The following is a 19,649-nucleotide window of genomic DNA, read 5'->3' on the forward strand; positions in this document are numbered from 1 at the left end:
AGTAGGTGTTTCTGTAAATCAACTTTCAAAATAGATAAAACCTGCGTTTATTCCACGCTTAGTTTGATGATTGAGCGTTGTATTATATAAAGTCACTTGTTTTGAAGCCAACGGTTTTACTTTTCTTGCTGCTACTATCTGTTTTGCCATCCCGGGCCCAGCAGTTCAGTTTCTCTGAGCCGAAAATGGGTACAATATTTAATATTACTATTGATGGCCCCGATAGCCTTACGGCTCGAAAGGCAGCATACAAGGCATTTGCCCGTATCGATCAGATAAACCTGGCGCTGAGTGACTATTCAGAACAAAGCGAAACCTGGCAGCTAAATGCTACATCGCCTGCCAACTGGGTAGCGGTGAGCGAGGACTTAGGGGAGGTGCTCAAAATGTCGAAAGCCATTTCTGAACAGACTTTTGGTGCATTTGATCCTACCATTGGAGCGTTGGTACAGTTGTGGAGAAGGGCAAAACGCAAAAATGAGCTTCCCGGACAACGGCAGATTGAGGAAGCTTTGGCAGTCAATGGCTTTGATGCTATTGTGTTTGACACCACCAGGCTGCCGTTTAAAATAAAATATATAAAAAAGGGGATGAAACTCGACTTCGGAGGAATCGGGAAAGGCTATGCTGTTGAAGAGGCACTGAAGGTACTAAAGGCAGAGGGTTTTGCACACTCGTTCGTGTCTGCCGGCAGCTCCATCGCAGCAGCGGATGCTCCAGCCAGCAAGCCTACGTGGGAGTTTCTTTTGGAGGACAAAAATAGCGGCGGCCCTGGCATTAATGAGCTGATCAAATGCACCAACTGTTTCATTGCCTCATCAGGCGACATCTATCAATACCTTGAGTTCGGGGGCAGAAAATACTCGCACATCATTGATCCCGAAACCGGGGAGGCGTTGACCAACGGCGCTTTTGTTATTGTTACAGCACCGTCAGGTGCTCAGGCTGATGCGTATGCTACCGCCTTTTGTGTAATGGAAATGGAAGAGATAAGAAGGTTTCTGGAAAGGAACAGCGACGTATCAGCCATGGTGTGGAAAAAAAATGGTGAGGTAATGGAGCAACTCACCTTTGGCCAGTCATTTGTCAATTAAACAAAAAACCCTGACGGGTTTGAAGCCGCCAGGGTCTATGTTAGTTACTCGATTTTATGTCAGATAACCTGAGTTACACCCGGTACCGCAATGGTATAAAAACCATTTTTGTCAGGCATTGACTTAGGGTTAGCATCCCATGCAAGCCTGTCTGGAAACAAGTTCACCTCAGAATTGATTGCTTCTTCCCAGGTGAGCTCTCTTCCGGAATAGGTGGCCATACGGCCCATGATAGCCGTCATGGTTGCCTTGGCTCCATTTTCAAGGTCGTTGATGACTCCACCTTTTCGGATGGAGGCAAATAGTTCGACGTGCTCCTGCTCGTATGGGTTCGGATCGTCCTTGCCCCTGTGCTTGTAAATAATATTTCCTTTGAGGTCAACAATGTTGCCGCTGCCGTCGGCACGACCCTTGGTGCCTACAATTTCTTCGGTTACTTTGTCCATGCAGCCTTTGATATGGCGGCACTGGCTGTTCATGATAGCACCATCTTCATAGGTGTACTCCACATAGTGGTGATCGAAAATTTCGCCGAACTCCTTGCCAGTTCTCACCTGACGTCCACCCATGCCCTGTGCCTTCACCGGATAGCCTTGCTTGGCCCAGTTCATCACGTCGATGTTGTGGATGTGTTGTTCCACGATGTGGTCGCCGCATAGCCAGTTGAAATAATACCAGTTTCTCATTTGGTACTGCATCTCTGTCATGTCGGGTTGTCTTTCTCTCACCCATACACCAGCGCTGTTCCAGTAAACCTGGCCTGATGTAACGTCGCCTATTTCGCCACCGTGAACTCTCTTCATGACCTCACGATAAGAAGACTCGTAGTGACGCTGAAGACCAACTACTATGTTGAGGTTCTTTTGCTTCGATTCTTCCAGAAGACCTAAAACTTTACGGATACCCACCGCATCTGTAGCCAGAGGTTTCTCGCAGAAGATGTGCTTACTCTGTTTGATGGCATACTCCAGGTGGTAGGGGCGGAATCCCGGAGGGGTAGCCAGTATGACAACGTCAGCCAGATCAATAGCGCTCTTATAGCCTTCAAATCCAACAAATTTATTCTTTTCCGGCACGTCGATTTTTGCTTTCAAACTGCCTTTGCCGTCTACATCGTCTTTGGTGATGTTGCTGTAGCAAGCATCAAGCCTGTCTCTGAAAGCGTCGGCCATCGCCACCAGCTTCACATTGGGGTCGGCAATTAGCGCTTGAACTACGGCGCCGGAACCACGGCCGCCACAGCCTACGAGGGCAAGCTTAAGCTCCTTTGGTTTTTGCAAGGTCATGGCGTTGGCATCCCATGCCAGCCCGCTAAGCATAATGCCCCCAGCAGCCATGGCAGAACCTTTTACGAAATCTCTGCGATTGAGCCCGGAGGTATTTTTTGAATCAGTATGAGTCATAACGGTATGTGTTAAGTGTGTGTAGGTAGTTTCAGGAAATCAATATAGTTAACCTTCGTCAAGAACGGAAGCCCAGAAGGCCGCTTGCTCTGCTTTTGTTGGTTGCTTGGCTGGCTTTACCAGTCTTATGCCCACAAATGGAGCATCTGATGCCCACCAGAAGCTTTTAGGAATCTGTGGATCACGCTTTTGCCAGTTGGGGGTTGATGTTGTTCTATTGGCCGACCGTAGATCTTCCGGGTCGTCGTCCCATGAGCCTCCACGGGCCGTTCTCGGATGAAGGTTAGTAGGCTTTCTCCACGGGTTTGTTTGACCATCGGCAACAGTTGCATAGTAGTCTGCCTGGTATTGGTCGAGCGTCCATTCCATCACGTTGCCATGCATGTCGTGAAGCCCCCAGGCATTCGGCTTCTTGCCTTTTACCTCGTGGTATTTGTCGTTGCTGTTATCGTAAAACCAGGCATAACTTTTCAGTGAATCTGCATTGTCGCCAAATGAATAGGCTGTGGTTGAACCGGCTCGGCACGCATATTCCCATTCCGCTTCCGTTGGCAGACGGTAGAACTCACCAGTGGTCTCGCTTAGCCATTTGCAAAAAGTAACGGCTGCATACTGTGTCATGCTGGTAGCGGGAAATCCATACTTACCCATGCCATAGCTGGGATCCAGATAAGGCGTGCTGGGCTTTACCATGGCATCGGCCTTCTTCTGGCTTGCCTCATCCACATACACAAGAGTAGCTCTTTTGTCTTTGTCGGTGAATAGTTCATACAGTTCCCATGTCACCTCTGTTTCAGACATATAGAATGCCTCCAGGGCTACCTGATGAACAGGGCCCTCGTCTTCCTCTCTGTTTTTTGCCCCTTCGGGGCTACCCATTGTAAAAGTACCTGCCGGAATGGGAACCATTTTGAACGAGACCTCACTTCCTTCTATCGTCTTGGTAATGGGCTCCAAGCCCTCTTGAGCGTAAGTGAAACCTGCCACCGAAACGCAACCAATAGTTAGCAATCTTTTCAACAACATAATCTTATCAGTCCTCTACAATTAGTTTAAATGATATTTCCACTTCTTCTCCGGTTACTATCTGCCCGAACATGGCCGTTGGTGGCTCCATGTCATAATCTTTCATATTTAGTTTGTAAGAACCTTCGAACGAATACTTTCCACTGGCATCCCGCTTTCCTGCTACAGGGAGAGCGATCCCTTTTGTTTTACCAGCGATGGTAAGGTTGCCTTTTGCTTCTACAGCAAAGGTTTCTTTACCGGGCGAAGTAATCTGATTGTCGGTCAGTGAAAATGTAATGTTCGGATTTTCTTCATACTTGAGCGCATTGTACATTTTCTGCTCCATGGTTTCACCACGTTCGCTTTTGATACTAAGCACGGGCACAGTAATAGACACCGCCGCTATTTTATCGCCTTTCTTGAATTCGCCTTTTTTGAGAATTTTCTCATCTACCTTAACAGTACCGCTTACGTCAGTGACATTGCAGGTCCAGCTATGGAGCGTGGAGGTGCCAGAAATTGACATTTCGGAAGATTTGCTGACTTTCAAATCTGAGTTTTGACCATAGCTATGGCTAAAAATTGCCAAAAAGGCAACCGCCAGTAAAATCGGGTGTGTTCTTTTCATTTCGTTTAAGTAATTCCTTTCGAATAATAAATTAAATGTAAAATGACGAGAACCAGAAGAATCATTTGACGAATCAGTGTAAAGGCCTGATTAATTGTTTAAATTCATACAATAAAAAAGAAACGGATGACGATGAAAGGTGTGTGGAGGCAATGGGCCTTACTATTTGTGGCAGTGGCAATGCTCGGATGCAGCAAAGATGAAGACCCCAAGCCGGTGGCTATCACAGCGGCGGACTTTGAAGGAGAATGGTCGATTACAACTTTCAAGCTGGCAGGAGCTGATGAAACGACAACGCTTTCGGAGTTCACATTTGAAATATTTTCGAATGGCGATTTTCTTGTCAACAAGAATGGGCAGAACGATTCCTATGGCTCTTATGAGGTAGATGAGGCCACAAAGGTTTTGACCGTCGATCTTACCAATCCAAAGGAACCATCCAAAGTAATCAATGGTACCTGGCAGGTATATGAAAAAACCGATGACAGCATGACACTTAAAAGCTTCGAGCAGGGTGAAAAGAAAGACTTTGTGCTCACGAAGATTTAGCCCTTTGAGGCAAAGAATATCCCCCTTATTGTTCATTTGTTTGATTCAAGTCATAAATTTGAATTCTTCTTTGTGACTTATGCAAAACACCTTAAAATCCTTCGGCTCGACCCTGGAAGGAGAGTTCTTTATTGACGATGTGCTGCGGAGGTTATACGCTACGGATGCGTCCGCCTACAAGGAAATGCCGCTCGCTGTGGCTATGCCAAAGAGCATTTCCGACATCAAGAAACTTATTGAATTTGCTCGTCAGCATAAAACCTCTCTGATTCCACGTACTGCTGGTACCTCGCTGGCAGGCCAGGTGGTGGGCAGCGGCATTGTAGTAGACGTGTCCAAGCATTTTACCCGGATACTTGAGGTAAACAAGGAAGAAAAGTGGGTGCGGCTGCATCCGGGCGTTGTGCGTGATGATTTGAACAAACACCTGGCACCTTTCGGCCTGATGTTTGCTCCGGAGACGTCCACAGCCAATAGGGCGATGGTAGGTGGGATGGTCGGTAACAACTCCTGCGGCTCCAATTCTGTGGTGTACGGCAGCACCCGTGAGCACCTGCTGGAAGCAAAAGTAATCCTAAGTGATGGCTCCGATGCAGTCTTTCATTCACTGGACCCGGACGAGTTCATCAAGAAGATAGAAAATAATTCCACCCTCGAAAATCAAATTTACAGGGAGCTATTCGATATTCTAAATGATGCCGAAAACCAGGCGGAAATTGAGCGGGAATTCCCCAAGGTAAGCATCCCCAGGCGCAACACAGGGTATGCCATGGACATGCTCCTGAGGGAAAAGCCTTTCATCGAAACAGGCCCCGACTTCAATCTTTGCTCGCTGCTGGCTGGATCCGAAGGCACGCTTGCTTTTATCACTGAATTGAAGCTTAATCTTGTACCACTTCCCCCAAAAGACAGGGCACTGGTTTGCGTTCACTATAATACCATCGAAGAAAGCTTGCGGGGCAACCTCATTGCGCTCAAATACAACCCAAGTGCCTGCGAGCTCATCGACAAGATCATTCTCGATTGTACCAAGAGCAACATCGAACAGAACAAAAACAGGTTCTTTATTCAAGGAGACCCGGGAGCCATTTTGGTGGTTGAAATCGGAAGGGGAACAGCCGAAGAAAGAGACAGAGATGTTGCAGCAATGATTGCTGAGATGCAGTCAGTTGGCCTGGGCTATCATTTTCCAGTTCTCTTTGGCGACGATATGGGTAAGATATGGACCTTGAGAAAAGCAGGGCTCGGGTTGTTGGCCAACATGCCCGGAGATGCCAAAGCCGTTCCGGTGATTGAGGACACCGCTGTGGATGTAAACGAGCTGCCGGAGTATATCAGGGAGTTCAATGAGATTCTTCATAAATATGGACTGAGCAGCGTGCATTATGCACATGCCAGCACAGGAGAGCTGCACCTCCGTCCTATTCTTGACCTTAAGACCGCCGAGGGCCAGCAAATGTTCCGCACCATTGCCGAGGAAATAGCGACCCTGGTGAAAAAATACAAAGGTAGCTTAAGTGGAGAGCATGGCGACGGCAGACTGAGAGGGGAGTTCATCCCTCTGATGGTGGGCCAGAAAAACTATGAGTTGATGGAGAGGATCAAAGATGTCTTTGATCCGGAAAATATCCTGAACCCCGGCAAGATTGTCCGCACACCGCCGATGGATACGTCTCTTCGGTATACAATCGGGCAGGGGACCAAAGAAATTGACACGCTCTTTGATTTTTCCGATACCCTTGGCATCGTTCGGGCAGCTGAGCAATGCAACGGCTCAGGCGACTGTAGAAAAACCCATTTGAGCGGAGGGACCATGTGCCCGAGCTTTATGGCTACCCGTAACGAGAAAGAAACCACCAGAGCAAGGGCGAACATGCTCAGGGAAATGCTGACCAGCAGCACAAAGAAAAACCCATTCGATCACAAAGAGATCAAAGAAGTGATGGATTTGTGCCTGTCGTGCAAAGGCTGCAAATCAGAGTGCCCCAGCAATGTGGACATGGGTAAACTGAAAGCAGAGTTCACACAGCATTATCACGAAGCGAATGGCATCCCCTTCCGCAGCAGAATGGTGGCCGGTTTTGCCAAAGCCAGCAAGCTGGCATCCATAGCCCCTGGCTTGTACAATTTCAGCATCAGCAATCCGGTAACAGCACCTATTATTAAAGCATTCCTTGGCTTTGCTCAGGACAGGCCCATCCCGAGGTTAAGCACAACAACTTTTCGTGCCTGGTTTGAGAAGAAGTTTAAACCGACTGTAGATCCATCTGAAGCCAAAGGCAGCGTGCTCATGTTTTGCGACGAGTTTACCGACTATAACGACGCTGAAATTGGGGCGACGGCTGTCAAGCTGCTGGACAAGCTAGGCTATGTCGTGGAAATGCCTGCTCACGAAGAGTCAGGTCGGGCGCATCTGTCAAAAGGGCTGATCAAAGAAGCCAAAAAGTTGGCAGAAAAGAACATCAAGTTGCTGGCAGGTAAGGTATCAAATGAAAAGCCACTGCTGGGGATTGAACCAAGTACGATTTTCTCTTTCAGAGATGAATACATTGACCTGACAAGGGGAGAACTGAAGGAGCAGGCCAAAGCCATAGCGGAAAACACTTTCCTGATTGACCAATTTTTGGCTTCCGAAATGGAAAAGGGCAATATCAAGGCAGAGCAGTTTACAGAAGAAAAGAAAAGAATCAGGCTACATGGTCACTGTCACCAAAAGGCCTTGAGCTCGGTAGTGCCTTCCAAGAAAATGCTTAGCCTCCCTAAAAATTATGAGGTGATGATGATACCAAGTGGTTGCTGTGGGATGGCAGGCTCTTTTGGCTATGAGAAAGAACACTATGAGGTTTCCATGCAAATTGGGGAGCTGGTGCTCTTCCCAACAGTAAGGAAAGAAGCTGACGACACCATCATTGCCGCACCAGGCACAAGCTGCCGTCATCAGATCAAAGATGGAACCGACAGAGTGGCGAAGCATCCTGTGGAGGTGCTTTGGGAGGCGTTGGTTTAGAGACTTAAAACAAGAAAACCCGGTCTAGGCCGGGTTTTCTTCGTGGTATAGCACAGGAAGGTCTTTTTCAATTTTTTCAAATTCCGTCCTCGCTTTGGCAAGATCATATTGTTGCTGAAGTCGAAGGAAAAACTCGGGGCTTGTCCCGAATACCTTTGCTAGTTTAAGAGACATCAGCGGACTGATGCCTGCTTTTTCATTCAAGATCAAGGAAAGTTGCTTCCTTGATATCATCACCTTCTCTGCCATGGACGTTACATCTATATTTAGAGGCTCCATGTAATCTTCACGAAGGATTTCTCCTGGGTGGGAGGGGTCGTACATCATATATTCTTTCATTATCATTGTTCGCTCTTTATTCATTTTTATACAGAACCACTATAGTATAACCTTCTACTTCAGCAACAAATAATCCAACTAGTGATAATCCAGATAGTCAAGGTCAATAACATCGCCCTTTTCGAAGCGAAAAACCAACCTCCAGTTACCACTTACACTTAAAGCATAATATCCTTTCAATGGATGAAAACCACTACCAGGAAAGGATAGGTCATTTAAATCAGATGCCACATTCAGCCTTGAAACTAATCTTCGGAGCTTCTTGACATGCATTTGATTCACGCCAGATACATCTCCTTTTATTAGGAAACGTTCTAGCGCTTTGCTTTTGATTGAAATAATCACTGATACAATAACGCATGTATCCCTATAACCACAGAAGAGCCCCGTAACTAACTGAAATACATGGCATTGTAGATAATAGTGCTATTTTACGTGAAATTTACCACCTAATAGTACTTTTTAATGAATAATGCTATGAAATATTTTGTAAAATATGCGAAGAGGTTTGAGCCAATAACTGGCTTACTTTCAGTAACGACTTGGTTTTTAGATCGTATTCTAAACTTATTTAATATGGAAAACATAACTATCGGAGTAGGCACAATTCAATCTATCTGTTTCCTTCTCATTGGATTATCTGTTTTGGTATATCTATTTCGATTAAGGAATAAAGTAGACCAGTTAGATGTTGCAACTAAAGTACAGCAACTTATAATTGATTATAGGTCAAGGAAACTTGTTGAAATAGAGGAAAAAGAGACTGAAAAGGAACGTGTCATCATTACTAATGAAGAGCGTTCTTTTTTCAAGAGTAGAATAGAACTTATGTATCCTGATTTCACAGCAAATGAAATAAAAAAATTGCTAGATGTACATTTAAGTAATGGCCATGGGTAACAACATTTCAACCATATCCAAAACCTACTCCACCCGCACCCAGTGCATTGCATACCTGGAAAAGTTACGTTGGAACGGAAAGGTAATTTCTCCCTTCACTGGCACTGACAACGTGACCAAACGGAAAGGAACCATCTATTACCATTGTAATGACACCAATAAGGACTTTAGCGTACTACATGGTACCATATTCGAAGGCTCAAAATACCCCCTTCCTAAATGGTTTTTGATGATTGGGTTAATTCTAAACGCCAAAAAGGGTATTGCTGCCAAAGAACTACAAAGAAACGTTGGAAGCACCTACAAAACAGCGTGGTACGTGGCAATGAGAATACGTTGTGCAATGATCGACGATTGTATTGAACTCAATAATATCGTTGAAATGGATGAAGCCTACGTAGGAGGTAAAAAGCGAAAAGCGCCATCTAATCACCCATCCATTTCCAGTGTTAATACAAAGCGTGGCCGTGGTACTTCTAAGACGCCAATTGTCGGCATAGTCGAGCGAAATGGAAACGTAGTGTTGAAGGTCATTGAAAAGCTCACAACCAACAACCTAATGAGCTTTCTAAAAGCCAATGTTAATACCAACACCTCTATTGTAATGACTGACAAACTTCCTGCTTACAAGAAGTTTGAAGAGGTTGTTCAGCACCTAACTATCGACCACGGAAAAGGCTACGCCAAAGGTATTGTTCACGTCAACACAATAGAAGGATTTTGGTCGATAGTAAAGAACTCAATCAAGGGAAATTATGTGGCCATCAGTAGAAAGTATTTGCCTTTCTATTTGGTTCAAGCACAATACATTTACAACCGTCGAGATGCAAAGCATGACCTATTTAAAGAGTTCATGTTGCGTGCCGTGTCAGAGCAAAAGTGTCTGACCTACTATCAGCCCAAAAAGGCAGTCACCAAGATAGTTTACCGTGCTAAAAAGAAAGTAAAATGTTAGCTCAATTTGTACAAAACAAAGACACCAAAACACCTATCTGTGGTTAAAGGGATAGGTGCGTACAATAATGAATTATTTGTTGCCCACATTTCAAAGAACTTTCGATGGCCTTTTGCCAATGAGACAAATATAACTAATTTTTGACACCTGATACGTAACAGGTTCAAATTATTTCTTATGTCAAACCTTTTTTTGGCAAGGGAACCCCTTTTCAGTACAAAGATCCCTCCACTCCCTCACCACAGCAACCACTCCCCGTCTTCCAGCTCAAAATAGATCATGAATATTAGCACGAAAAGCAAAACGCAAGTGCCAAAAATGGCCGTAAATAGGGCTTTACCTTTCCCAGACTCTCCTGTCTCTTTGATCTGTTTCAAGCCGATATAGCCATAAATGGTGGCTGGAATCAACAAGAACAGAAAAAACAGGAACTCTGGCGCAATAACAATTGCGGCCAAAATGCTAAGCATAGAGATGATGAACATAGTAAATGCCGCCCCCGCTGCCTTGTTTTTTTTCGGAGGCTCTTCAGCAACATTGTCGGTCTGGCTTGGCGTTACATCCCCGGTGGCCTTTTTCGCAGAGGCCATTTCATTCCAACCCGAGCTTCCCCGAACAATCATTTTGATGTCTTTCCTAAGTTTCTTTTTTGAGTGATTGGAGGTTGCATCCCTCTGCGCTGCAGTGCTAAACAACTCACCTTCCAAAGAAATTTCCCGGCCTTCCAGGGCATGCTCCACTATAGGCGACTTGTTTGCCAGCCGATCCAGGGTTTTTGCTGTTGGGCCGGAAGAATAGGTGGTTTCATGAAACCGATAGTATTTGGGCGTGGAACAACCAGACAATGTTACTAACCCCGCCAGTAGAATAAAGAGAGTTGCCGAGGCAGCTTTGCTTAGAGAATTGAGAACTGAGTGTTTTTTCTTCTCGTTGCGATACAAACCGACTGTTAGGAGGCTATGCTCCATCGAACGAATGATTTCCATAACATTAATAAGGTTAAAAAATTGGATGACGAAATAATTGCTACAATCAACTGCGCCGCCACTCCGCCAAAAAATATTATTAGCTGTTCACAACTAATATCAAAAGAAACAGCTACTTTTTCTACTATTTAACCCTAACAAATTATGTGCCGACTCCTCGCCTACCTGGGAAGACCTATCCTGATGGATAAATTCCTGTATGAGCCTAAAAACTCCATGATCAAACAGAGCTTTAGCGCCAAAGAAATTGAGGAGCCGCTCAATGGCGACGGTTTCGGCGTAGGCTGGTACCACAAGGAGATTTCGCCCGACCCCGCCACTTTTGTGTCGATTTACCCGGCATGGAACAACCGCAACCTCCGCTACCTGGCGCCAAAAGTAAAGTCAGAATGCCTGGTGGCCCATGTTCGTGCTGCCAGTGAAGGAGACGTTTCGGAAGCCAACTGCCACCCTTTTCATTACCACAACTACCTGATGCTGCACAATGGTGGCGTTGAGGAATTCATCAAAATAAAACGACGGCTAACCAGCTCGCTGCATGAAGATCGCTACCGCTGGATCAAAGGTCAGACGGATTCTGAACATCTATTCGCTGTTTTCCTTGATAAGCTGGCGACAAGAGGTGCCAACTTCGACGCCGAGGATGTGGCCGACTCCTTCGAGGAAATGATTATCGACATGAAGGCTGCCATGCACGAAGCTGAGATCACAGACCCTGCCTACCTCAACATGGTGTTTGTGGACGGTGAGCGAATGGTGGGCCTGCGGTACATTTCTAATCCGAGCGACAAGCCATTGACTTTATATTACTCAGAGGGAAGCCGCTATGTGTGCGAGGACGGCATGTGCCATATGTTGCCTGCCACGCCGGAAGAAAAGTCGGTGATGATTGTATCGGAAAAACTGACGGAGTTTGCTGAGGACTGGAAACCCATTCCCGATAATCATATGATTTTGGTAAAAAAGGACTTGAGTGTGAGCTTGAGAAAGGTAACGGCCTGAACTACTTTTTCAAAGCCCTTACCATTTCCTTTTTGCCTGGCGGGCCGGGGAGTTCCTCCACTGTAAAACCCGCTTGCTTCAGGTTTCGCTTAAACTGCCCTTGTGCACAATATGTTACCAGAAAACCCCCGGCAGCAAGCGAGTCATACATCTTTTGTATCACTTCCATCGTCCACATGTCGGGCTGCTTGTTGGGAGCAAATGCATCGAAGTAGATGATATTGAAAGGAGTGGTTGGGGAATAGTCGTGTACCGGAGTTTCAAGCTTCTTTAGGAAAAAGTGCTGGGTAATTTCCACGGGCTTACCCCAGTCGGAGCTGTGAAGCAGTTGAAAGTACTTTGGCAGCTCGCCTTCTCCAATCAGATCGGCATAGTTCAGGTTTTCATAAATCTCGGTTGGCAGGGGAAAAGTCTCCAGCGTCTCGAAGGCTACCGGTCGGGCATGCTTTTCAGCAAAGATCAGACTGAGATAGGCATTAAGCCCTGTGCCAAAGCCAATTTCCAGAATGCTCGGTGTACCTTCGTGATGGTTACACCAATGCCTGAGCCCCATTTCGATAAAAACGTGAGCGGATTCCTGGACTGCACCATGGAACGAGTGGTAGGTCTCATTGAGTGCTTCATTCTTCAAGGAATGTGAGCCGTCTTCTGTCAGGATCAGGTGAACATTTGAGTCCATCAACCTCCGCCCTTTGTTTTTTCTACTCTATAAATGAGCGCTACAGCGTGGGCAGCAATACCTTGTTCGGTTCCAACGAAGCCCAGCTTTTCGGTGGTAGTGGCTTTTATGGAAATATCTTCCTCAGCTACATCCATTACCTCGGAAAGAACTGCCACCATTTTGGGAATAAACGGGTTCACTTTTGGCCTTTGAGCGCAGAGGGTCACGTCAATGTTTCCCACTTCATAGTGTTTATTTCTAATGAGGGTCATCACCTCGTCGAGGAGTTTTTTACTGTCAATTCCCTTGTATTTTGGATCTGTGTCGGGGAAGTGATAACCAATATCCCGCATATTGGCAGCGCCTAGAATAGCGTCGCAAATTACGTGAATGATCACGTCGGCGTCTGAGTGCCCAACAGCACCTTTTTCATGGTCGATTTTTATGCCCCCAAGCCATAGGTCGTAGCCTTCCTTTAGCTGGTGCACATCGTATCCGTAACCGATCCTGATAGTTGGCTTTTTCATTTTATTGCTTCGTAGTAGAGCGTGGAGCTATTGGCTTTGGCGAGAATGTTGTTGGCTTCGTCAAGAATATTGTCTGTAGTTACCGATTCGATTTTATCGGTTTCCTTGTTCACCCAGTTTGGGTCTCCCAGAAACGACATGAAAGCCACATTCATTGCCTGGTTCAGCAACTCCACTTCAGAGAAAACAAGAGATGAAAGTGCTTTGTTTTTCACTTTGATCAACTCATCATCGTTAATCTTTTTCGATTTTATTTCGCTTAACACCTCATCAATTGCCTTTTCAGCTTCGTCAAAGGTATGGCCTTCATTCAGCTTGCCATCAATCATCAGCAGGCCGGGGTCAATGGAGCCCAGCACATACGACTGGATGCTGTTGAATATTTTTTTCTCCTTCACCAGCACATTGTACAACCTGCTCGATTTCCCTCTGCCCAGAATATCTCCCAGAAAATCGATCGATTGATAGTTGTCGGCTGCCCGTCCACTCATATGGAACGTTTTGTACAGAGCACTTAAAGGCACTTTTGATTGCACATTCATTATTCGTACATCATGTTGCTTTGGTTCCGCTCGCAAGCGCCGTGCTGGAACATCCCCTGCCGGAATAGGACCAAACCACTTCTCTGCCAATTTTTGTACTTGTTCAGTAGTGACCTTGCCGGCCACCACCAGGACAGCATTATTAGGACGGTAATATTTGAAGAAAAAGTCTTGCACATCCATCATGGTCGCATTCTCTATGTGGGAAATTTCCTTTCCGATGGTCGCCCATTTATAGGAGTGCTCTTTATAGGCCAGAGGTCTCAACTTCAGCCAAATATCGCCGTAAGGCTGGTTCAGGTAGCGCTGTTTAAATTCCTCAATCACCACTTTTTGCTGCACTTCCAGCACTTTCGGGTCAAACGATAAACTCAGCATACGATCCGACTCCAGCCAAAAAGCCGTCTCGATATTGGCAGCCGGTAATGTGATATAATAGTTGGTAATGTCGGGGCTGGTAAAGGCGTTGTTTTCCCCGCCCACCAGCTGAAGCGGCTCATCGTAGCTTGGAATATGCTTTGAGCCGCCAAACATCAGGTGCTCAAAAAGATGTGCAAAGCCGGTCTTATGCTCTTCCTCATCTCTCGAGCCTACCTTGTATAAGATATTGACCACTGCCAGTTCGGTGCTGGGGTCAGGTATAACGTGCACCTCCAGCCCATTGGCTAGTTTAAAACTTTCAAATTGAATCATTTGCTACAAAATTGTCGCTAAAATAAGCATTCACTGATACTATTGTCCGAAACTACATCGAATAAGTAAAAGGTTCGGTTTTGCGAAGAATTTTCCATCTCCGCTTTCCTCCGCAAAGCTCAAACATTTACATTTGGCTAACAATTAAACAACAGATTATGGCAATTGCGGCCGGAACCCACACCCAAATGAAATTTGACAGGAAGTCGCTGACTGACAAACAGCTTCTTTCCATATACGAAAAGCTTTTAGAACCCAGGCTGATCGAAGAGAAAATGCTGATCCTTCTTCGTCAGAACAAAATCAGCAAATGGTTTTCAGGCATTGGCCAGGAGGCAATATCCGTTGGGGCCACACTCGCTCTCAAGGAAAGCGAATACATCCTGCCAATGCACCGCAATCTTGGCGTGTTTACCTCCCGTGGTATCCCCTACGAAAGACTTTTTTCGCAGTTTCAGGGCACGGCCAATGGGTTTACCAAAGGCCGGGATCGGTCATTTCACTTTGGCACCCAAGAGTTTAAGATTGTAGGCATGATCAGCCATTTGGGGCCGCAGTTGGCCCTGGCAGATGGCATTGCCCTGGCCGGTAAGCTGAAAAAGGAGAATACCGCAACCGCTGTTTTCACCGGCGATGGTGGTAGCAGCGAGGGCGACTTCCACGAGGCCATTAATGTGGCGGCTGTCTGGAATTTGCCGGTGCTTTTTATTGTAGAAAATAATGGCTACGGCCTGAGTACACCCAGCAACGAACAATTCAAGTTCAAATCTTTTGTGGACAAAGGGCCAGGCTATGGTATCGAGACGATCAGTATCGACGGCAATAATATCCTGGAAGTGTATCTTAACATCTCCAGGCTGGCGGAAGATATCAGAAAAAATCCAAGACCAATTCTGATTGAGGCCAACACATTTAGGATGCGGGGGCACGAGGAGGCGTCCGGTACCAAGTACGTGCCTAAGGAGCTAATGGACTATTGGGCGACCAAAGACCCAATCAACAATTTTGAACAATACCTGCTCGAAACTGGTGTGCTGACCGCCGAGATTGCAGAAAAGACCAGAAAGAAAATAAAAGCCCAGGTGGACAAGGCTGTGAAAATAGCTTTTAGCGAGCCCGAGGTGGTTCCGTCGACGGAGCAGGAGCTGGCTGACCTTTACAGCCCTTTCGAGCAGCAAGTAGTTGCTCCAAAGAGTAAAAACACCTCCCCGAAGCGCTTTCTTGATGCCATTACTGACGGGCTTCGCCAAAGCATGGAAAGGTACCCCGAGCTTGTGCTCATGGGTCAGGACATTGCAGAGTACGGCGGAGTTTTCAAAGCGACGGATGGCTTTGTTGAGAAATTTGGAAAAGACAGGGTGCGCAACACGCCATTGTGTGAGTCTGCTATCATCGGTACCGGCCTTGGGCTTTCCATCAAAGGCATGAAGTCGATGGTGGAAATGCAGTTTGCTGATTTCGTAACTGAAGGCTTCAACCAAATCGTGAACAACCTGGCCAAAAGCCACTGGCGGTGGGGACAGAAGGCAGATGTGGTAGTGAGGATGCCAACGGGAGCTGGCGTGGCCGCCGGGCCATTTCATTCTCAATCCAACGAAGCCTGGTTTTTCCACACGCCTGGTCTAAAAATAGTGTATCCTTCCACGGTGTATGACGCCAAGGGTCTGCTGAATGCCGCTTTGGAAGACCCCAACCCCTACATGTACTTTGAGCACAAAGTGCTCTACCGCTCCCTTACTGAAGAGATTCCTGATGATTACTACACTGTCGAAATAGGTAAAGCCCGACTAGCTGCCGAAGGCACAGATATTTCCATTATTACCTACGGTATGGGGGTACACTGGGCTCAGCATGTTTGTAATGAACTGGGTGTGTCTGCTGATATTGTCGATTTAAGGACATTATTACCCTGGGACAAGGAAGTGGTAAGGGAGACAGTGAAGAAAACGGGCAAAGTGTTGGTGCTGCATGAGGATTGCCTCACGGGTGGCATCGGTGCCGAAATCGCTGCCTGGATAAGTGAGCATTGCTTCACCAGTCTTGATGCACCAGTTATGCGTGAAGCAAGTCTTGACACGCCAGTGCCTTTTGCGCCGGCATTGGAGCAAAATTTTTTACCAAAAGGCCGCCTGAAGGAAAGAATCGAAGAACTTTTGCGTTTTTAGTAAAGGCTGTCAATTCTTCATTTGGGCATTAATTTTATATATTGCCGCTTTAGGTTTACATAATTGAGTTTAACGGGTGTTTATTTCTTCTTCTTTTAAATCTTTTACCTCATCAGCCATGAGGCTTACCTGGATTAGCTTGCTGGCCGTTCTGTTATGGATGGCTTCTGCTGATGCGGCAAGGGCTCAGTTGCTGGAGGGGAGGAATAAGCTAAAGACCGTTGACGAAAAGCCTGAAAATCCGGGTTTTTTTCTCAATAGAAAAAAAGGGAGATCCGAAAAAAACAATGCGGGACGTGTTTCAAGGAAAGACAGGAAAGTAGACACTAGAACCGTTAAGCGGCCAAAGAAGAATATCAGGCAGGGGGCCAACTATCAGTCAACTGGCGGCGGTGTTTCTATCGATAATTCGCCCCGATCCTCCGCTCGTTTTTCAGAGCCTGAAAAGGTCTCCCGAAGAAAATCAAAAGTTAAGTACAGGTCCAATAGCGAAAAGGCAAGCAAGCAACGCAGGCGGGTGCCAATGATACGGCTCTCTCCAAAAATTGGCATCTATAACCCCAACTCTCCTAACCCAAGGTATTCAAAAAACCCAGGGTTTGACCGAACCAAACGGTACGCCGCCTCACCCAGGTATTCTGTGCCGCAACCAAGAGTAAGTCCTCAGTCAGTTAACCCCCGGTACAGCCAAAGCCAGGGGTTTGTGGTTAAAAAGGGGGGGTATGTTATTGGCTTTAAGAATACCCCTGGGATATTGCCAATTGCGAAAGCAGGCCCAAGGTACAGTAAGCCCCAAAAGAGGGTATCTCCCGAAAGCGTGTCTCCCAGGTACAGCAAGGCCCCCAAGCAGGTTTCACCCGGAAGCGTCTCACCACGCTACAGCGAAAGCCAGGGTTTTGTCACCAACAAGAGTAAGTGGATTTTTGGTTTTAGAAAGACCCCAGGAATATTGCCAATAGCCAAAGCTGGCCCGAGGTATAGCAAACCCCAGAAGCGAGTGTCACCCGAGAGTGTTTCACCTCGCTACAGTGTGGCACCCAAGCAGGTATCTCCCAAAAGTGTGTCGCCAAGATACAGTGTACCTCCCAAGCTGGTTTCTCCCGGAAGTGTGTCCCCCAGGTATAGCAAGGCTCCCAAGCAGGTTTCGCCGGAAAGCATTTCTCCGAGGTATAGCAAAGGCCAGGGTTTTGTAGTGAAAAAGGGAGGTTGGGTGATTGGGTTCAATAATACATCAGGGTTTCTCCCAATAGGAAAGGCTACGCCGAGGTACAGCAAGGAAGCGGGGTTCTATCGGCCCGGGAACGGAGTTAACAGGTCAATCTCCGACGAAGCAAGACAGTTTTCCCTGCCTGATAAAGAAAAGAGAAGAGACAATAATTATAATCCGCTGGTGTCGACCCATATCCCCACTATCGTAACCACACCAAGAGACAGGAGCTTCAGGAAAAGATACAATGAGATGATCACCGACTGGCAGGGTGACGGAAAAAGGGTGTCTAAGTTTGCTGAAAAGCTGCAAAACAAAGGATACGCCTTAATGTACAATGAATACAGAGGCTTCTTGAAGGTGAGAACGGAGGGAAGAGAAAAGCATCACGCAGAGAAAGAGGCAGGACGCCTCGCTGAGTATACCGGTGGTTTTAAAATAAAACGAGGAGCGGGCGATAGCCACCCCAGTATCGCCTATGTCACAGGCAAGAAGATTAACTCCAGAAAGCTCAGAAAAGAATGGCGGGAGCTTAATATCATATTGGTGAGAGTGAGCGGGAACAAAGAGGTAGCAAAGGGTGTTAAAAATGGGCCTGATAAGCCTAAGTACGACAAAAAAGAAAGAGACATCTGGAATTATTAGTATGATCAAATGGAATAAGCTCACCTCGCCTGAGCAAATTGAAAGCGTTATCGAAGAATCAAATTCTCATCCAGTGCTCATTTTTAAGCACAGCACCAGCTGTTCTATAAGTGCAGCGTCACTGGACAGGATCGAACGCAAATGGGACGAAAGTGAGATGAAGGACTGGAAACCCTACTACCTGGACCTGCTAGCCAATAGACAAGCGTCGCACGCTGTGGCAAATGAGTTGGGTATTGAGCACCAGTCTCCACAGGCTATAGTGCTCTTTCAGGGCAAGCCCGTTTACGACGCTTCGCATTTCAGTATTTCCTATGATGCGATCAAGTCGGCAACCAAAGATGTTGTGCTGTAAAGGTGCCAGAGGAATTTTGTTTTCCTTATCGACAGCCTGGCAGCCGCTGTTTAGAGTATTTGCCTACTAAGCGATAGGGGTAACAGGTGTTGATTTGTTATTGAAGTCCGAATCAATTTGTTGTCATGCCTTTGCCCGGAGGCAGTCAACCATTTTGATTCAAACTTAGTCTTGCTGATTAACGATTAAGCTAAAAATAGCTAATTTGGTGTAAAATATCTGGTTCCCTTATGAAACGTCTAAATACAGGACTTTCTATCTTTTGTTTTATTCTCCTGGCATCGTCAGTGGCTAAGTCACAGGACAACGGGAACTATGAATATTCAAGAGAATATATCTGGGGCATCAATAAAAACACAAACAGCGGACTCATCGGTGGCATAGTTCTGAAGTACTCTCAGGCCATGGATGAAAAGACCTTCCGAACTTTTGGAATGGAGCTGATCAATGTGAAGCACCCAAAAGAGTACAGGTATATTTCCCAATACGGCAATCCGTTTGTCTGGGCGAAGAAAAACTACCTTTATGCTGTTCGCTTGCAGTATGGTAAGGACTATTTGATGTTCCGAAAAGCACCGCAACAGGGTGTTCAGATCAATGCCAGCTGGGCGGTCGGCCCTACTTTGGGAATAGTTGCTCCTTATTATGTGAAATACGCCACCGGGCCCAGTACTTTTACAGTAGAGCAGTTTGATCCGGCAAGGCATAGTTTTGGCGGTATTTTGGGAACCGGAAGGCTTTTTCAGGGCCTTGGTCAGTCGAAAATACAGCCAGGTTTAAATGCCAAAGCAGCTATCAACTTCGAATTTGGCACGTTCAAGAGTAACGTCACGGGCTTTGAAATAGGGGTGCTTGCCGAAGCTTATACGAAAGAGATTATTATCATCCCAGCCGCCACAAACACGGCATTTTTCACATCGGCCTTTTTCACACTCTATTACGGCGCCCGCCGGTAACCTTTCCATTTTCCATTTGTTTGTGAA

Annotated in this window: 19 protein-coding genes; 10 read left to right on the plus strand and 9 right to left on the minus strand. The window is 46.3% G+C overall.

Annotated features, from left to right (window positions below; all coding sequences use genetic code 11):
- Window positions 1-185 precede the first annotated feature (185 nt).
- Window positions 186-1,094, plus strand: a complete 909-nt coding sequence (locus tag RT717_RS26340) for an FAD:protein FMN transferase (protein ID WP_317489313.1) — start codon at window positions 186-188, stop codon at window positions 1,092-1,094.
- A 59-nt stretch (window positions 1,095-1,153) separates the two neighbouring features.
- On the opposite strand, the gene RT717_RS26345 is transcribed toward RT717_RS26340, so the two are convergent.
- From RT717_RS26345 to RT717_RS26355, 3 genes are read right to left on the minus strand one after another with little or no spacing between them, the layout of a single operon-like run.
- Entirely contained in the window at window positions 1,154-2,497 is a 1,344-nt protein-coding gene (locus RT717_RS26345) for a Gfo/Idh/MocA family oxidoreductase (protein WP_317489314.1), read from the minus strand.
- 48 nt (window positions 2,498-2,545) lie between these two features.
- Entirely contained in the window at window positions 2,546-3,523 is a 978-nt protein-coding gene (locus RT717_RS26350) for a formylglycine-generating enzyme family protein (RefSeq protein WP_317489315.1), read from the minus strand.
- A gap of 7 nt (window positions 3,524-3,530) precedes the next feature.
- Complete coding sequence (locus tag RT717_RS26355; RefSeq protein WP_317489316.1) at window positions 3,531-4,133, minus strand: YceI family protein; 603 nt, start codon at window positions 4,131-4,133, stop codon at window positions 3,531-3,533.
- Between the two features lie 126 nt (window positions 4,134-4,259).
- Between RT717_RS26355 and RT717_RS26360 the strand changes: the two genes are divergently transcribed.
- Both RT717_RS26360 and RT717_RS26365 read left to right on the plus strand, forming a co-directional pair.
- Window positions 4,260-4,682: a hypothetical protein gene (locus RT717_RS26360; protein WP_317489317.1), complete on the plus strand. Its 423-nt coding sequence runs from the start codon at window positions 4,260-4,262 to the stop codon at window positions 4,680-4,682.
- 79 nt (window positions 4,683-4,761) lie between these two features.
- Entirely contained in the window at window positions 4,762-7,689 is a 2,928-nt protein-coding gene (locus tag RT717_RS26365; RefSeq protein ID WP_317489318.1) for an FAD-binding and (Fe-S)-binding domain-containing protein, read from the plus strand.
- A gap of 24 nt (window positions 7,690-7,713) precedes the next feature.
- Here the strand turns inward: RT717_RS26365 and RT717_RS26370 are convergent, their stop codons facing one another.
- Window positions 7,714-8,034 carry a HigA family addiction module antitoxin gene (locus RT717_RS26370; RefSeq protein ID WP_317489319.1) on the minus strand — a complete coding sequence of 107 codons (321 nt, stop codon included), beginning with the start codon at window positions 8,032-8,034 and terminating at the stop codon, window positions 7,714-7,716.
- 72 nt (window positions 8,035-8,106) lie between these two features.
- On the minus strand, window positions 8,107-8,373 hold the full coding sequence (locus RT717_RS28585; protein ID WP_394854111.1) for a type II toxin-antitoxin system RelE/ParE family toxin: 267 nt from the start codon (window positions 8,371-8,373) through the stop codon (window positions 8,107-8,109).
- Between the two features lie 132 nt (window positions 8,374-8,505).
- Between RT717_RS28585 and RT717_RS26375 the strand changes: the two genes are divergently transcribed.
- Both RT717_RS26375 and RT717_RS26380 read left to right on the plus strand, forming a co-directional pair.
- Window positions 8,506-8,928 (plus strand): hypothetical protein, encoded by a 423-nt coding sequence (locus tag RT717_RS26375; protein ID WP_317489320.1) that lies wholly within the window; start codon window positions 8,506-8,508, stop codon window positions 8,926-8,928.
- Complete coding sequence (locus tag RT717_RS26380) at window positions 8,921-9,883, plus strand: IS1595 family transposase (RefSeq protein ID WP_317489321.1); 963 nt, start codon at window positions 8,921-8,923, stop codon at window positions 9,881-9,883. Before RT717_RS26375 ends, RT717_RS26380 begins: the two co-directional genes overlap by 8 nt.
- A 236-nt stretch (window positions 9,884-10,119) precedes the next feature.
- On the opposite strand, the gene RT717_RS26385 is transcribed toward RT717_RS26380, so the two are convergent.
- On the minus strand, window positions 10,120-10,869 hold the full coding sequence (locus RT717_RS26385) for a DUF4190 domain-containing protein (RefSeq protein ID WP_317489322.1): 750 nt from the start codon (window positions 10,867-10,869) through the stop codon (window positions 10,120-10,122).
- A 144-nt stretch (window positions 10,870-11,013) separates the two neighbouring features.
- Between RT717_RS26385 and RT717_RS26390 the strand changes: the two genes are divergently transcribed.
- Window positions 11,014-11,871 carry a class II glutamine amidotransferase gene (locus RT717_RS26390; protein ID WP_317489323.1) on the plus strand — a complete coding sequence of 286 codons (858 nt, stop codon included), beginning with the start codon at window positions 11,014-11,016 and terminating at the stop codon, window positions 11,869-11,871.
- A gap of 1 nt (window position 11,872) precedes the next feature.
- Here RT717_RS26390 and mnmD read toward each other — a convergent pair whose 3' ends face one another.
- From mnmD to RT717_RS26405, 3 genes are read right to left on the minus strand one after another with little or no spacing between them, the layout of a single operon-like run.
- Entirely contained in the window at window positions 11,873-12,550 is a 678-nt protein-coding gene (gene mnmD, locus RT717_RS26395; protein WP_317489324.1) for a tRNA (5-methylaminomethyl-2-thiouridine)(34)-methyltransferase MnmD, read from the minus strand.
- On the minus strand, window positions 12,550-13,059 hold the full coding sequence (ispF, locus tag RT717_RS26400; RefSeq protein WP_151997616.1) for a 2-C-methyl-D-erythritol 2,4-cyclodiphosphate synthase: 510 nt from the start codon (window positions 13,057-13,059) through the stop codon (window positions 12,550-12,552). The genes mnmD and ispF overlap by 1 nt, the downstream gene beginning before the upstream one ends.
- Window positions 13,056-14,294 (minus strand): M16 family metallopeptidase, encoded by a 1,239-nt coding sequence (locus RT717_RS26405; protein WP_317489325.1) that lies wholly within the window; start codon window positions 14,292-14,294, stop codon window positions 13,056-13,058. The genes ispF and RT717_RS26405 overlap by 4 nt, the downstream gene beginning before the upstream one ends.
- 188 nt (window positions 14,295-14,482) lie before the next feature.
- Here RT717_RS26405 and RT717_RS26410 point away from each other — a divergent pair, with 188 nt between their 5' ends.
- The 4 genes from RT717_RS26410 (at window position 14,483) to RT717_RS26425 (ending at window position 19,622) form a co-directional block, all read left to right on the plus strand.
- Window positions 14,483-16,459, plus strand: a complete 1,977-nt coding sequence (locus RT717_RS26410; protein ID WP_317492388.1) for an alpha-ketoacid dehydrogenase subunit alpha/beta — start codon at window positions 14,483-14,485, stop codon at window positions 16,457-16,459.
- Between the two features lie 118 nt (window positions 16,460-16,577).
- Window positions 16,578-18,311 (plus strand): hypothetical protein, encoded by a 1,734-nt coding sequence (locus RT717_RS26415; protein WP_317489326.1) that lies wholly within the window; start codon window positions 16,578-16,580, stop codon window positions 18,309-18,311.
- A gap of 1 nt (window position 18,312) precedes the next feature.
- Complete coding sequence (gene ytxJ, locus RT717_RS26420) at window positions 18,313-18,666, plus strand: bacillithiol system redox-active protein YtxJ (RefSeq protein ID WP_317489327.1); 354 nt, start codon at window positions 18,313-18,315, stop codon at window positions 18,664-18,666.
- Between the two features lie 230 nt (window positions 18,667-18,896).
- A complete protein-coding gene (locus RT717_RS26425) occupies window positions 18,897-19,622 on the plus strand; it encodes a hypothetical protein (RefSeq protein ID WP_317489328.1) in 726 nt (241 codons plus the stop codon).
- The last annotated feature ends 27 nt before the right edge of the window (window positions 19,623-19,649 follow it).

It is taken from the genome of Imperialibacter roseus, assembly GCF_032999765.1.
Classification (GTDB): Bacteria; Bacteroidota; Bacteroidia; order Cytophagales; family Cyclobacteriaceae; genus Imperialibacter; species Imperialibacter roseus.

Bases quoted from the DNA above. Each gene is read 5' to 3' on its own strand.
- RT717_RS26415 (WP_317489326.1), top strand. From the start codon at position 16,578: ATGAGGCTTACCTGGATTAGCTTGCTGGCCGTTCTGTTATGGATGGCT.
- RT717_RS26345 (WP_317489314.1), bottom strand. From the start codon at position 2,497: ATGACTCATACTGATTCAAAAAATACCTCCGGGCTCAATCGCAGAGAT.
- RT717_RS26360 (WP_317489317.1), top strand. From the start codon at position 4,260: ATGACGATGAAAGGTGTGTGGAGGCAATGGGCCTTACTATTTGTGGCA.
- RT717_RS26410 (WP_317492388.1), top strand. From the start codon at position 14,483: ATGAAATTTGACAGGAAGTCGCTGACTGACAAACAGCTTCTTTCCATA.
- RT717_RS26350 (WP_317489315.1), bottom strand. From the start codon at position 3,523: ATGTTGTTGAAAAGATTGCTAACTATTGGTTGCGTTTCGGTGGCAGGT.
- RT717_RS26390 (WP_317489323.1), top strand. From the start codon at position 11,014: ATGTGCCGACTCCTCGCCTACCTGGGAAGACCTATCCTGATGGATAAA.
- RT717_RS26385 (WP_317489322.1), bottom strand. From the start codon at position 10,869: ATGGAAATCATTCGTTCGATGGAGCATAGCCTCCTAACAGTCGGTTTG.
- RT717_RS26355 (WP_317489316.1), bottom strand. From the start codon at position 4,133: ATGAAAAGAACACACCCGATTTTACTGGCGGTTGCCTTTTTGGCAATT.
- RT717_RS26340 (WP_317489313.1), top strand. From the start codon at position 186: ATGGGTACAATATTTAATATTACTATTGATGGCCCCGATAGCCTTACG.
- RT717_RS26365 (WP_317489318.1), top strand. From the start codon at position 4,762: ATGCAAAACACCTTAAAATCCTTCGGCTCGACCCTGGAAGGAGAGTTC.
- RT717_RS26405 (WP_317489325.1), bottom strand. From the start codon at position 14,294: ATGATTCAATTTGAAAGTTTTAAACTAGCCAATGGGCTGGAGGTGCAC.
- RT717_RS26375 (WP_317489320.1), top strand. From the start codon at position 8,506: ATGAAATATTTTGTAAAATATGCGAAGAGGTTTGAGCCAATAACTGGC.
- RT717_RS26425 (WP_317489328.1), top strand. From the start codon at position 18,897: ATGAAACGTCTAAATACAGGACTTTCTATCTTTTGTTTTATTCTCCTG.
- ytxJ (WP_317489327.1), top strand. From the start codon at position 18,313: ATGATCAAATGGAATAAGCTCACCTCGCCTGAGCAAATTGAAAGCGTT.
- RT717_RS26370 (WP_317489319.1), bottom strand. From the start codon at position 8,034: ATGATAATGAAAGAATATATGATGTACGACCCCTCCCACCCAGGAGAA.
- RT717_RS26380 (WP_317489321.1), top strand. From the start codon at position 8,921: ATGGGTAACAACATTTCAACCATATCCAAAACCTACTCCACCCGCACC.
- mnmD (WP_317489324.1), bottom strand. From the start codon at position 12,550: ATGGACTCAAATGTTCACCTGATCCTGACAGAAGACGGCTCACATTCC.
- ispF (WP_151997616.1), bottom strand. From the start codon at position 13,059: ATGAAAAAGCCAACTATCAGGATCGGTTACGGATACGATGTGCACCAG.